11 protein-coding genes are annotated in these 14,294 nt (G+C 49.7%); 10 read left to right on the top strand and 1 reads right to left on the bottom strand.

Annotated elements, in window-relative coordinates:
* Positions 1-9: 9 nt before the first annotated feature.
* The 7 genes from GQ51_RS03315 to GQ51_RS03285 all read left to right on the top strand — a co-directional run bounded on the left by GQ51_RS03315 (position 10) and on the right by GQ51_RS03285 (position 9,048).
* Positions 10-822, top strand: a complete 813-nt coding sequence (locus GQ51_RS03315; RefSeq protein WP_047549738.1) for a tyrosine-protein phosphatase — start codon at positions 10-12, stop codon at positions 820-822.
* A 74-nt stretch (positions 823-896) separates the two neighbouring features.
* Positions 897-1,877: a polysaccharide biosynthesis/export family protein gene (locus GQ51_RS12005; RefSeq protein ID WP_160279994.1), complete on the top strand. Its 981-nt coding sequence runs from the start codon at positions 897-899 to the stop codon at positions 1,875-1,877.
* A 50-nt stretch (positions 1,878-1,927) separates the two neighbouring features.
* The gene (locus GQ51_RS03305; protein ID WP_047549736.1) at positions 1,928-4,228 is read left to right on the top strand and encodes a GumC family protein; all 2,301 of its coding nucleotides are present in this window, start codon (positions 1,928-1,930) and stop codon (positions 4,226-4,228) included.
* 1 nt (position 4,229) lies between these two features.
* A complete protein-coding gene (locus GQ51_RS03300; protein WP_047549735.1) occupies positions 4,230-5,732 on the top strand; it encodes a J domain-containing protein in 1,503 nt (500 codons plus the stop codon).
* Positions 5,733-5,793: 61 nt separating this feature from the next.
* Complete coding sequence (locus tag GQ51_RS03295) at positions 5,794-7,005, top strand: hypothetical protein (RefSeq protein ID WP_047549733.1); 1,212 nt, start codon at positions 5,794-5,796, stop codon at positions 7,003-7,005.
* A 65-nt stretch (positions 7,006-7,070) separates the two neighbouring features.
* A complete protein-coding gene (locus GQ51_RS03290; protein ID WP_047549730.1) occupies positions 7,071-7,544 on the top strand; it encodes a hypothetical protein in 474 nt (157 codons plus the stop codon).
* 79 nt (positions 7,545-7,623) lie between these two features.
* Positions 7,624-9,048, top strand: a complete 1,425-nt coding sequence (locus GQ51_RS03285) for an O-antigen ligase family protein (protein WP_152604105.1) — start codon at positions 7,624-7,626, stop codon at positions 9,046-9,048.
* Positions 9,049-9,117: 69 nt separating this feature from the next.
* On the opposite strand, the gene GQ51_RS03280 is transcribed toward GQ51_RS03285, so the two are convergent.
* The gene (locus GQ51_RS03280) at positions 9,118-10,539 is read right to left on the bottom strand and encodes a phosphomannomutase (RefSeq protein ID WP_047549728.1); all 1,422 of its coding nucleotides are present in this window, start codon (positions 10,537-10,539) and stop codon (positions 9,118-9,120) included.
* A 329-nt stretch (positions 10,540-10,868) separates the two neighbouring features.
* Here GQ51_RS03280 and GQ51_RS03270 point away from each other — a divergent pair, with 329 nt between their 5' ends.
* The 3 genes from GQ51_RS03270 (at position 10,869) to tal (ending at position 13,899) form a co-directional block, all read left to right on the top strand.
* Positions 10,869-11,555 (top strand): response regulator transcription factor, encoded by a 687-nt coding sequence (locus GQ51_RS03270; protein WP_047549724.1) that lies wholly within the window; start codon positions 10,869-10,871, stop codon positions 11,553-11,555.
* Positions 11,556-11,637: 82 nt separating this feature from the next.
* On the top strand, positions 11,638-12,876 hold the full coding sequence (locus tag GQ51_RS03265) for an ATP-binding protein (protein ID WP_052177675.1): 1,239 nt from the start codon (positions 11,638-11,640) through the stop codon (positions 12,874-12,876).
* 72 nt (positions 12,877-12,948) lie between these two features.
* Positions 12,949-13,899 (top strand): transaldolase, encoded by a 951-nt coding sequence (gene tal / locus GQ51_RS03260; protein WP_047549722.1) that lies wholly within the window; start codon positions 12,949-12,951, stop codon positions 13,897-13,899.
* Positions 13,900-14,294: the final 395 nt, after the last annotated feature.

Below are 14,294 nucleotides of genomic sequence, written 5' to 3'. Positions count from 1 at the left end.
AAAACCTGAATGATTGACTTGCATTGTCATATGCTGCCAGGAATCGATGACGGCGCGCCGGATATGGCGACATCGCTTGAGATGGCACGTATCGCCGTAGCGGATGGCATCCATACGGTTGCCTGTACGCCGCACATTTATCCCGGCATGTACGAGAACACAGCCTCCGGCATTGCACAGGCAACCGAGGCGTTAAAGCTGGCATTGCAGGATGCCGGCATACCGCTGAAACTCACCTATGCGTCGGATACCCATGTGGTGCCGAACCTGGTTGAAAAACTGCAAAACGGCACATCTCCCACCTTTAACGGCGGTCGATATTTTTTGCTCGAGCCGCCGCATCATGTAGCGCCGCCGAATTTCGAAGATTTCGTGTTTCGGTTGCTGGCTGCCGGCTATGTGCCTATTGTCACGCATCCGGAACGGCTGAGCTGGATTGAGCAGGACTATACGGTTTTCCAGCGCCTGGCACATAAAGGGGCGTGGATGCAGTTGACTTCTGGGAGCCTGACGGGGCGTTTTGGTAATGGCGCCCGTTACTGGGGTGAGCGCATGCTGGATGAAGGCATAGTGCAGATACTGGCGACTGATTCGCACGGTGTAACAAGGCGCCCACCGCTGCTGGCCGAGGGCATGGTTGCGGCAGCGAAATGGGTGGGGCAGGAAGAAGCGCAGCGCATGGTGTCGGAGCGTCCGGCTGCTGTGCTGGCGAACGTTGATCCGGCGCATGTAGCGCCCATGCTGGCGTTATCGGCAGCAGGCAGCTCACAACAGAATAATTTGTTAAACAAGATCAAACGTTGGGTGGGAATTTCTCACTGAGTATGGAGACATCATGATGGTTATGCGGCAAGGCACTAGGCCAATGTGATGTATTTTTAAAAGGAATGGGCAATATGCAGAATTTTTATAGGGTAGGTGCCAGGTTGCTTCTGGCGGGCATGGTCACGCTATCTCAAACCGTTTACGCCGAGAGTGCAGGTTCAGCCAAGGTGGCTATGCCGGCGACAGTGAGCAATGCGGCTGAAGTGAATGCCGCTGAAGAAGTGCTTGAAAGCAACGAATACAAGATCGGCGTGCTTGATCTGCTGGAGATTAAAGTGCTGCAGGATGTCAATCTGTCGCGTTCAGTACGGGTAGATGCGCGCGGCAATATCTCAATGCCGCTGATCAATGTCGTGCATGTAGCCGGGCTCAGCGCTTATGAGGCCGAGCAGCTGATCGCCGCAAAGCTGGAGGCAGATTACCTGCAGAATCCACAAGTCAGTGTTTTTATCAAAGAGTTTACCAGCCAGCGTGTGACGGTACAGGGGGTTGTAAAGAAAGCCGGCCTTTATGATTTTCAGGGGCAGGCCACGCTGCTGCAAGCCATTTCTATGGGCGGTGGCCTGGATGTTAAAGCAGATGAGCGGGCTGTTAAGGTGATCCGCCAGTTGCCTGGCAACAAGACGGAGACCGTTGTATACGATCTGCTGGCAATTCGCAAAAACAATGCACCAAACCCGATTCTGAAGGGCGGTGATGTGGTAGTGGTGGAAGAAGCTGAGCCGATAACGGTGGAGGGCGCGGTGGTCAAGGCCGGTATGTTCTACCTGAGCGGTAACACCTCGCTGATGCAGGTGATTTCACAGGCTGGTGGCCTGCACGATTTGGCTGACCCCTCGACAATTAAAGTGTTCAGCACACAGAAAAACAACAAGAATGCAGCGCTGGAGTACGACCTGGAAAAAATTCGTGACGGCAAAATGGTTGATCCCATGCTGCATGCAGGCGACGTGGTCGTGGTCGAGCGTTCTGCCGGCAAGTCTCTGGTAGAAAATGTCACCAGAACTTTACGCGGGTTTATCGGTTTCGGTAACCCCTGGGGTAGTCGCTAAGCGCGTTTCTTTTACTCAACGTAGATATTAAATAACGTAGATATTAAATTATGGCATCTTCAGATATTCATCCTATCCCGTCCGACCCGGAATCCAGCCATCGCGCATTGATTGAGCAAACTGTACATCGCATGCTCAGTACGCATGTGTTACAGCCAGCGCCTGCCGCCGCTGTCGAGGATGAAGATGATGATACGCTGGACTTGCGCGAATACTGGCGCATTATCGTCAAGCGTAAATGGACTGTCATAGGCTTTTTTATCATTGTGCTGGTTGCCGTTGCAACGGCAACCCTGCTGATGACGCCGATATACCGTGCAACCAGTGTGCTGCAGATCGAGCGTGAGGCGGCCAAGGTTGTCGAGTTCAAGGATGCTGCGCAAACCGAGACTGCCGGCGACCGTGATTTCTATCAGACGCAATATGAGCTGCTCAAAAGTCGCACGCTGGCAGAACGTGTCGTCGAAAAAATGCGCCCCGCGCTGGAACGTGAGTATTCAGAAGATTTGACCCTGGCAAAAGAAAGCGGCAGTGCTGGTGCAAGCGGGAAACAGTCAAGGATTGACCAGCAGCAGGCCGAACTGCTGAAGCAAGAGGAAAGAGTCAAGCGCCAGTTGGTTACTGTGGTGATGAATGGCCTGACGGTAGAGCCGATACGCAACTCGCGGCTGGTCAAACTCAGCTTCGATAGCCCAAGTGCGACCCTGGCAGCGGATGTCACTAATGCAGTGACGGAAAATTTTATTGCAGTGAACCTGGAGCGTCGCTTTGATGCGAACGCTTATGCCAAAAACTTTTTGGAACAGCGTATTAAACAGGTCAAGTCCAAACTTGAGGAAACCGAACGTGCCCAAGTCGAGTTTGCGCGCGATAAGGAAATTTTTACTACGGATAAAGATGGCGGCACGACCAGCGCACAGAACCTGCAGGAATTCAACGCTGCATTATCCAAAGCACAGCAAGAGCGAATCAAGTCGGAGTCTGCTTATCGCCAGATCCAGGCCAGCAAGTCGGGCCAGTTGCCGCAGGGGCTGGAAAATGAGCTCATTCAGCAGTTAAAAGAAAACAAAGCCAAGCTGGAAGCAGAGTATCAGAATAATCTGAAGCAGTTTAAACCCGGTTACCCCAAAATGCAGGAGCTGGCGGCGCAGATCGCTGAAGTAAAGATGCAGGTTGCAACGGAAACCGAGAATGCGCGTAATTCAGTCATTGCAACCTATGAAGCGGCTAAGGTGCAGGAGAATCTGCTGAAAGAAATGCTGGCCAGCAGCAAGAATGAAATGCTGGATTTGCAGACACGCAGCATCCAGTACAACATTATCAAGCGTGAAGCAGACACCAATCGCCAGCTGTACGACGGGCTGCTGCAAAGGCTTAAAGAAGTGAGCGTTGCCGGTGGCGTCGGTACTAATAATATCTCTGTAGTCGATCATGCGCAGGTGCCCAACAAAATGTTCAAGCCGGTGCTCAAGCTGAATCTGGCGATTGCAGTTATTCTTGGGCTGGTTGGCGGCATTGGTCTTGCCTTGTTCTTCGAGTATCTGGATGATACCTTCAAGCAGGCTTCTGAAGTGGAGCGCCTGCTGGGTATACCGGTGCTGGGTTTGATCCCGGAATCGGCCGAATTGAACAATAAGACGAATGTGGTACAACTCATGGTGGAAGACGGACGTTCTGCACTTGCAGAAGCATACCGGTCTGTGCGTACCGCACTGCAGTTTGCCACTGCGCATGGGGCACCGAAGTTGATGGGTGTGACCAGCACCAATATGGGTGAGGGTAAAAGTACCAGTGCGCTCAGTATCGCAATTCAGTTTGCGCAGTCCGGGCAGCGCGTATTGCTGATCGACGCCGACTTGCGTAACCCATCATTGCATCGCGTATTGGGTGCTGAAAATACCCAGGGGCTGTCAAATTGCCTGGCCGGGAAATTGCAGCCGTTTGAAGTGACGCTTAACACAACGGTGAATAACCTGTTTGCGATCACTACAGGGCCATTGCCTCCGAATCCTGCCGAATTGCTGTCAGGCAAGAAAATGCAGATGCTGCTGGAACTGGCGGCGGAGCGTTTTGACCATATCATCATTGACAGTCCGCCAATATTGGGTCTGGCGGATGCATTGGTGATAGCGAACCTGGTCGAAGGCATGCTGGTAGTGGTGGAGTCAGGCAAAACCAGGCGCGCAGCAGCGCAAGCCAGCATTAAGCGCTTGCTAAGTGTGCGCGCTAAACCGCTAGGTTGCCTGCTCACAAAAATGAGCGGGCAGGCACATGGTTATGGTTATGAATATTATTACGGTGAAGGCTATGGGGTTAAGCCGCAGTCAACCGCTAATCAATTAACTACCTGATATGTCGTCTAGCCAGGATTTTAACCGTGCAAACGGCGTCAAGCTGCTGCACCTGATACTTTCCCTGCACCGCAAACGGCTGGTCGACATCCCGGATGCCGGATACACAGACGATATATTGCTGCTGCTGCGCCTTGCCAATGGCGACGCTGAATTAATGGCTTGGGCAACCAGCTCTACCAGTGCCGCGGCAGAAGAGTTGCGCGTGAGTTGTGTCGCTTTTATTGAGCGTATCTGTTTTGGTAAGGACGCTGACCCATTCAGTGTGCTTGGGTTGAACCCATGGGCAAATACGGATGCCGTGAAAGAACATTATCGCTTGCTGATCCGTATCTTTCATCCTGACCGCGGGCAGGTAGATGGCAAAGTTGCAGAAGCCTATTCTGCAAGGATCAATCAGGCCTATGCCTTGCTGAAACAGCAGGTAACCGACAGCAGTATTGATCTGCCAAAACACTCAAATGCAGGTTATCGTGCGCAGCCTGCAGTGATGCCGCGCAGGTTTGCAAAGCCTGTCGGTATTGAAAATAACGGCAGCGATTCCTTACGCTGGGCATCGGGGTTAACGCCAGCCAGGGTTCTGTTTGGCATGGCGTTGCTGGCTGGGTTGATTATCTACCTGTCTTTTCCACAGAAAATGCGTATGCAACCATGGGGTGCGAGTACGGTTGAGGAGCCATTGGCAATGATGCCTGCTGATCGCTTCACGCCTGGCCCAGGGGTGGCTGCATCTGAGCCGCCACCGCTGCCTGACGAGATTGTTAAAGATATTCCTGTTGAAGTTATGCCGACCCCTGTGGAGGTGGAAGCAGCAGCGCCGGAACAGCTGCCTGTCGAGGTTAAGCCTGTTAATTTGGAAACTCCACCCCTGGTAAAAAAACATATGGTGAAGGCGGCGCAGGCCACTGTCGTTGCGGAAAAGAAAGCCAAGCCTGCCGATATTAAATATGCCGATGCCAAACCTGACAACAAAGCAGCAGTTGTGCAGCCTGTCGCCGTAGCTGCGCCGCCGGGCAACAGTTTGCCAAGCACGGTTGTGCCTCAGGTCAATAAGAAAAATGCATTGACGGCTCCTGATGCCGCGCGGTTGCCGGAGGCTAGCGAAAGAGCAGAACTGGTCAAGGTTGCAGATGCGCCAACTGATCGTGAGTTGCATGATCTTATTGCCAGCTTCATGAATAATTATGCAAATGGAGATATCAATGCCTTTATGCAGATATTTGACGAGCAGGTACGCTCCGATGAAAGCGGCGGCAAACGAGGTTTGTCCAGTGCCTATGCAGATTTTTTTGCTAAAACAGCCTCGCGATCTATCGTGCTGAAAGACTTGCAATGGAAAAAGCAGGGCGCGTTGGCTATTGCGTTCGCAGACTATCGGGCCACTACCTTGCGTACAGGTGAATCGAAAGATAGCACCAGTTCCGGAAAACTGCAGATCGAAGTCGCAAAGACGGGTAGCCGTGCCATGATTTCAGGGTTTTTCTATCAGGAAGCGAAAAAGTGAACATGGATAATCACAACATGAATGGTGTTGATGCTCAATTTGATTTCAGAACGGCAGATAGATGAAACAGGTCAAGTGGTGGGTTTTTGGTGTTGTGGCAACTTTCCTTGCATGGAGGATTGTCGCTGTTAATGTCTCGCAGCATCTGGCAGCTGAAAATATTACGGCCGCTTCAGCATGGAATAAGAATTCGTCACAGATTCTGTTGGCACAAGCTGCGGTTACAGCGCATGCCGACGCGGCAAGGGCACGTGCGATTGCTGAAGATGCCGTTTTTTATAATCCTGCCAGCGGGCGGGGATTTTTGATGCTGGCAGGGTTGCTGGAGTTGGAAGGCAATGTCGCTTTGGCTCAAAATGCCGCGAAGATGGCACATTTCCTGGCTCCGCGAGATGCTGATGTACAGTTGCCATTAGGTGCTTTCTGGCTGCGCAGGGGGTTGCCGATTCAGGCACTGTCACATTGGGGGGCGGCCGTGGAGTCTAATCCGGCGCTGTCTAAAACATTATTTCCGGTGATGCAGAGTATTGTAGATACGCCACAGAGCCGTCTGGAAGCCGCAAAGGTGCTAAGTAATGTGCCCGATTGGTGGAATGGATTTTTTATGCATGTGCTGAAAAATACAACGCAGGAAGATACACTCAAGGCATTGTACCTTGCGCGTAGTGACAAAATCGCGCATGACCAGCGGCGTGCATATATCGATCATCTGCTTGATGTCGGCTACTATACAGATGCTTATTTTGTCTGGTTAAACGGTTTGCAGTCTGGTCAATTGGCTGCGCTGGGGAATGTATATGATGGTGGTTTCGAGCAGATGCTTGATGATGAGGGTTTTGGCTGGCGCCTGAGCGTGAGCAAAGGCGTTATGATGGCGGCAGAACCAACTTATGGCCAGGGCGGTAAAAAAGCGCTGCACGTCGCTTTTCAGCAAAAACTGCAATCACGTGAACTGATTCATCAGTTCTTAATGCTGGATGCCGGCAAGTACCGTTTGTCGGGTAAAGCCAGGCTTGATAAACTGGATGCAGGAAAAGGCGTGCGCTGGGAAATTAATTGCGCTGACAGGGATGGCAGGCAATTGTTGTCCAGTTCGGAATATTTTATCGGTACCGATAGCTGGAATAAATTCGAAACCGGATTTGATGTCCCGCCTGAAAAATGTGAAGTGCAGATGCTGCGCCTGCAACTCGATGCCGGAAATGATTATGATGAAACCCCTTTTAGCGGGGCGGCGTGGTTTGATGATCTTGAGATTGCAAGGGTTGACTGATCATGGATGGTGTTGTAACCTACATGCCGTAAAGCGGTTTACTTAAATAAAAAGAAGAGAAAAAAATGAAAATGTCTAAATGCGCTGTAACTTTTTTAGCAGCATCAGCTGTCCTGTTGTCACAAGGAGTTTTAGCGGCTTCTGTAGCCGAACCTGTAAAGCTGGCGCAGGTGCAGGGTGATGTTATGGTCAATAACGGTTCACGCTTTGTAAAAGCCGTTTCAGGTCTTGAGCTTAAACCAGGTGCAAAAATCGTAACAGCCAAGTCATCCAATGTATCTCTGATATATCAGAATGGTTGTGTTAAAGAGCTTAAGCAAAACACAATGCATACCGTAGGCACTCCGGAGCAGTGTGCTGCTAACGCAGGTAAAGAGCGCATTTATGTGGCTGCGCTAGGTGATAGCACTGTTGCTGTAAAACCTCCTGCATCCATTATAAATCCTGTTGTTATTGGTTTCGCAGGCAGCATGGGAGCGCTTGTTGCTACGCAGGCAAACAACGATAATAACAACAATCGCAACAGCAGTCCTCAGTAATTCTGTAATTAACTGTAGTAAGTAGTATCAAGTGCGGGGTTTTTACCTTCTTGTATTATTGTTGGTATTTGCTCCGCTAGTGAAAGGTGGGAATAGGCCTATTCCCCTCCTGATCCTTGAGCTTGCCGCACTGGCGATTGCCGGTTATCTGGTGGCAAACCCTCAAAAACTCTCACGTATTCCAAAGTTATATATTGCGGTAGTGGCAGGTATTTTCCTGCTGCCCCTGATTCACTTGGTTCCACTGCCTTCCTCGTTGTGGGCAACGTTGCCAGGGCATGCAGTTTATGCGCAGGCCTTAGCTGATATCGGTGTCAATTTAAATGGCAGCGCACGCGCCGCCTCTATTGATCCATCTCTGACCGAGTACTCCTGGCTGGCAGTGTTGCCGCCTATCATGGTTTTTCTATTTACCCTCAATGTACCCAGGGAACAGCTCAAAACAGCGGTGATGGTGTTTTTGGGCATGGCAGCATTTCAGGCCATTTTGGGTTTAATGCAGTATGGCGCAGGGCCTGATAGCCTGCTGCAGATCAATGACAGTCCGCATAAAGCCTATGCATTGGGCACTTATACAAATCGCGACCATCTGGCTGGGTTTTTGGAAATGGCATTGCCATTGTCACTGGCGATGCTCAGTGTCTCTGTCGGCCATACGCATTCTGTGCGGAGACATACCCGAAACCTGCGGCAGCGCCTGGCTTTTCTGACATCGGCCTATCTGAATCAGACCGCTGTTTATGCGTCTATTTCAATTGCGATATTGCTGGGTTTGATATTTACGCATTCAAGGACCGGTAATGCGCTTGCTATGCTGGTGATATTCCTGAGTACAGTGATGTTTTCCACGCGGATAGGCGGCAGAAATGTTTATGGCGTGATCGGCACTTTTGCGGCGATTACTTTGATGCTCGCTGTCGAGGTGGGCATGGCGCCGGTCTTGAACAGATTCATAGAGCAGGATCCATTACAAGATGGCCGTTGGATGATTTTCAATAGCACCATTAAAGCGATAGGCGAGTTTTTCCCATTGGGCAGTGGGGTTGGCACTTTTAATCAGGTGTTCCCCCGATTCCAGGACTTTAGCTTTAATGGTGCATTTGTGAACCGAGCGCATAATGACTATCTGGAATGGCTCATGGAGGGCGGTATTTTTGCTGCTGTCTTGATTGTGATCTTTTTGTCCCTTTATGTTGGCAGGTGGACCAAAGTGATTAAGCGCGGTGAATGGAGAACATTCAATTTTATGCAAATTGGCGCTGGCATTGGCTTGCTTGCGATGATCCTGCATACCTTCGTTGATTTTAACCTGCATATTCCGGCTAACCAGATCTATTTTGCATTTCTGGCTGCATTGTTCTTTTATCAATCTGACAATGAGTCTGATGCGCATCCGCTCCAAAGCAACCCCGATGTGAAAAAGGTATCTCGTTTAGATGCTTTGCCAGTTCAGGAAGAGAAAAAATCTTATGTAGTGAAGAGCACTAACCCTTTTGCTGATTAAAGGTTGCGTTGATGCGCACTACCGAAATATGCAATTGTACGGTTGTATTTCGTGAAACTTCATTGCTGCTTAAGTATGGGCAGTCGCTATAAGCGCAGACAGGCGTTGCAGGCATGCATTGCAAAGTTGCTGGGCATGCATGGGGGAGTCAGCCTCTGCATAGCATCGGAGTTCCGGGGCGTTGCCTGATGGACGTAGATGCACGATGTCGCCGTTGGCAAAAGTCAGGCGTAAGCCATCGGTCAAATCTGTGTCTGTAATGGTACCTGAATCTGGAGCAAGAATTTTCTCCGATTCTTTCTTGTCGGATTGCAGGCGTGCCATTAAGTCGTGACTAAGCGCTGTCGTAAATTGCTGCAGCCTATCGCTTGCCGTAAAGCGGGCTGGCAAGGCTTGGGATAACTCTGAAAGTTTGCAGGCGCGTTTACGCGCGTCGCAGAGTAGCGATAAAATGGGCAGTACTGCATCACGTGTAGGCAGCGCGAGCAGTCTTCGCCCCTCGGAAACATGGTTGCCGCCCAGTAAAAAGCCGCCGTTTGCTTCATAACCCACGACCAGTCTGCCAAATTGTTTCTTGGTGGCTTCCATGTCCGCAATTACATAAGGTGAGCCAATGCGCGTGCGAACGGTCGATTGGAACAAGTGGCAGCGTTCCAGCGCCGTGTTGCAGCTGACCGGTGCAATGACATGTGTTGCCTGCAGGAATCTGGCGCACAGAATACCCACTATATCCCCGCGCAGCCATTGGCCGTTTTCATCGCCTATCAGTGGGCGGTCTGCATCACCGTCTGTTGTGACAATTGCATCAAAAGCGTATTTTTTAGCCCATTCTGCAGCTTGTGCCACATCTTCGGTGCGTACTGCTTCAGTATCAATGGGCACGAATGCATCGCTGCGCCCAAGCGACAGCACTTCTGCGCCTAGGGATTCCAATATTTCGCGCAGTATGTCACGGGCAACGCTGCTGTGCTCATAGAGCGCAATACGCATTCCGTTAAGGCTGCCCTGACCAAAAAACTCTACGTAACGACTGACATACGCTTTATGCGCGTTATCATCCACCGAAGGCAGCTCGGTTTTATTTATATTTTCGGGGATATCTACTGTTGCACCAAGGATTTGCTGTTCTTGCGCTTTGGAAATTTCGCCGCTGGCGCTATAGAATTTGATGCCGTTACGGTCAAACGGGATATGGCTGCCCGTAACAATAAGTGCTGGAGCGGCAATCTGGCTGCCATAGTAAGCCAATGCCGGGGTAGGCAATGCACCTGCATATATATAATCCCGCCCAGAATCAACAATGGCTGCGATGCATGCAGAAGCAATGCCGGGGCTGCTTGGACGCAGGTCGTGACCAATTAAAACCAGGTTTTTTTCAGCGGCCACTGTTTGAAGAAAGGCTGATGTATATGCGTAGCATAATTCATCCGACAGATCGGAAACGAGTCCGCGGACACCGCTGGTGCCAAACCCGACTCCGCTGGTATTCATTATTGTTTTTAGTGGGTGCTGCATTCTGGTAAGCGTTTCTGGATCAGGTTGGATATTAGGTCGTCATTATCGCATATCAGTCGCTATTATGCGGCTGAAGTGCCTTGTAGCCTCGCCTGAGATTGTTTTTGCTTACTTTGTACATTACAATGAATTCAACTTGATGCTGCTTGATGATCTGAATCTGAATGCCTGTCTGTTCAATTTTTAGATTATCGGGAAAATAATTAAAATGCAGGGGAGGTTGCAAGGTGAAATCTATAGGTTTCATATGCCTTGCAGCTAAGGCTTTAGAATTAAGAATTCATGCGAAAGTTAAAACTATAAAAATGAAAATAGCTTTGTTAGATGATGATTTAGCCTATGCCGAGATTGTGATTGAGTGGTTAGGGGAAGCCGGTTTCGAGGTTGATCACTTCAAGTCCGGTTTGGATTTTGTGCGCAGGTATCCGCATGAACACTATGACCTTTGTATCTTTGACTGGGGCTTGCCTGATATGGAAGGCCCGGATGTGATGGTCAGTATCAAGCTGCGCGCCAACAGGCTCCCCCCGTTGATATTTCTTACCGGCCACTCTGAAGAACAGGATATCGTGCGCGTGATAGAGGCCGGTGCTGATGATTATGTGGTCAAGCCGGCAAGCCGTGCAATATTGCTGGCACGGGTGAATGCTTTATTGCGGCGAGTCAATCCGCAGTCAAACACCGACCCGTGCATTGAGTTTGGTTCGCTGAAATTCGATACCAAGCTGCGTCTGGCCAGTATGGATGGCGAGGATTTCAAGCTCACCGATAAAGAGTTCGATCTGGCGCTGTATTTCATGAAAAATGAAGGCGTGCTGTTATCAAGGTCGCATCTGATGCAGGTGGTGTGGGGCGCATCGCCCGATATAGAAACGCGTAAGGTGGATGTGCATGTCAGCCATTTACGTACAAAGCTGAAGCTGACGCCCGAATACGGATGGCGGCTGACTTCCATTTACCAGCAGGGCTACCGGCTTGAGCGCAGCAACTGATTCATGCTTGCACTGTATATCTGGCCTGATTGCCGCCTGCGTTTAAATCCTGCATTTAAGTATAGTGGTGATCTGATTCCCCATGCAATTTAAAGACCGTATTTTTATCATGGCTGGTCTTTCGCTTGTTGCATGCATGCTCGCGTTAAGTGCCGAGTTCAACACGCATGCCTTGTCTGCCATTATGGATGATCATTCAGTCGGGCATGCATCGCTGGGGCTTACATGCTTCTTGACGGTTGTGTTCGCAGTGCTGCCATTCTTATGGTTTTCAAAACTGTCTCCCGTTTACGCTTTGCTCAGTATATGTGCATACATTCTTGCCATTGTTACGCTGGTATTTGCGGCGGCATACCTGTTCAAAATATGGGTGCCGCCAACTGGCTGCATTCTGGCAATATTGCTGGCTTATCCTATATGGAGCTGCGCCAGGCTTAACTCGGCACAGGCGGCGCTGGATCATGCACTGCAAAACCTGCAGGATGAACTTGCAAGGCTGGGTATGGAGCAGGAGTCCGGGCAGCCGCATAGTGGCGAAGACCCTCAGCAGGCGCGTATCCGTAAATTGGCGTTAACCGCCAGACACTTGCGCGACATGCATAAAGCCAGGAGCGATACGCTGGTTTTTATTTCGCATGATATCCGTACCCCGCTTGGGGCTGCAATGCTGCTTCTCGAAAAGTTCGAACAGAATAAATACAGGGGGCGCATCGAGCATTTGCTGACGCGTGCACACACCATGGCGGAAGGTTTTCTTCAGGCATCGCGTGCAGAGATGTCCGATGTCAATAAATTTAACGTGCTGGACATGGTGAGCTTGACGCAGCAGGTTGTCGATGATGTTTATGAGTTGCTGACCACTAAAAATATATCTCTGGAAATGCATCATCCGGATGAGAATGTTTGGGTTAGGGGTGATTTCGGGCTCTTGTTCAGGGCTGTGTCCAACATCCTTCAGAATGCAGTCAATTATTCCCCGGAACGTTCCGTGATCAGGGTGGTGATTGATAAGGACGATGTCATGCTCCGCCTGAAAGTGACCGACCAAGGGCCGGGAATTCCTGAAGATAAAATCCAGAAGCTGTTCAGGCGCTTCACCCGTGCGGATGGGGAGCACCAAGACCAGGGAGGCAGCGGTCTGGGTCTGTATTTTGTGGATGTCACCGTTAGAAAACATCGCGGTACGGTCTCGGCTGCAAATATTCCCATGCGCGGGGCTGAGTTTGTGATTACCCTGCCGCTTGAGCGCAGGCGGAAAAATCTTCCGGTTGCTTATGACAGAAGAGCCAAACCGCAAAGCACATTTGAGGACATCATATGATTTTTAAGCTATAATATTGCACTTGATTTTGTGTATGACTGTTGTATTCGAATAATTTTTAGGAGGCATGTAATGGCTACTTTATTAGAGCAATTAAAAACTATGACCACAATCGTGGCAGATACAGGTGATGTTGAAGCGATTAAAGCGGTTAAACCATACGACGCAACAACCAACCCATCTTTATTGTTAAAAGCAAGCCAATTGCCGCAATACGCTCCATTGATTGATGCTGCTATTGCTTACGCAAAAGCACAAGGCGGTTCTAAGGAACAGCAAATCGACAACGCGGCTGACAAACTGGCTGTATTGATCGGTATGGAAATCGTTAAAGAAGTGCCAGGCCGCATCTCAACTGAAGTTGATGCACGTCTGTCATTCAATATCGATGCAATGGTGGCTAAAGGCCGTAAAATCATCAAACTGTATGAAGAAGCCGGCGTAGATAAAAGCCGTGTTCTGATCAAGCTGGCTTCAACCTGGGAAGGTATCAAAGCCGGTGAGATCCTTGAAAAAGAAGGCATCAACTGTAACCTGACATTGCTGTTCGGTTTCGGCCAGGCACGTGCATGTGCTGAAGCTGGCGTATTCCTGATTTCACCATTCGTTGGCCGTATCCTTGACTGGTACAAGGCAAAAACAGGTGAGACATACACATCAGAAACAGACCCAGGTGTATTGTCAGTGCGTAAAATCTACGCTTACTACAAAGAGCATGGCTACAAAACTGTTGTGATGGGCGCGTCATTCCGTAACATCGGTGAAGTAACTGCCTTGGCTGGCTGCGATCGCCTGACTATCGCTCCAAACCTGCTGCAAGAGCTGGAAGCAACAGAAGGTTCATTGACCCGCGTACTGGTTGATGGCGGCACTAAAACAGCAGCGCCTGCTAAATTGACAGAAGCTGAGTTCCGTTTTGCATTGAACGAAGACCCAATGGCGACTGAGAAACTGGCTGAAGGCATCCGCGGTTTCGTAGTTGACCAAAACAAACTGGAAGCTGCATTAAGCGCAAAACTATAATCAAATGCAGTTGGCTATGCTCTTGTAGCTAGCTGCGTATAGCTATGCTGTAAATAACGCCCTACTTGTGAAAGCAAGCAGGGCGTTATTTTTTGCGTTTAGCTGAGAATAGTATGAGATTAGCCACGTAATCTCTTGTAATCAATGCGTTGTATGTGCTTGTCCCGTCATTGCTATAGCGTAGCCCGAAGTAATCCATACATTAGGCGTTTTCATTGGATTGACGTGTCATAAGGATGTTCTCAATCACTCATCAAGTCTCATGTTCATGATGAACCATTCAATAAATCAGTGATTTCAAATGTCTCTTGTCATTTGCATCACTTATCAGCCGATATTTCCTAAAATCAAAATTATTAATTATAAATAACGGAAAAAATCCCATTTATTTGTAA

This window comes from Methylotenera sp. G11 (assembly GCF_000799735.1).
Classification (GTDB): Bacteria; Pseudomonadota; Gammaproteobacteria; order Burkholderiales; family Methylophilaceae; genus Methylotenera.
This window is presented reverse-complemented; position numbering and strand designations above follow the sequence as displayed.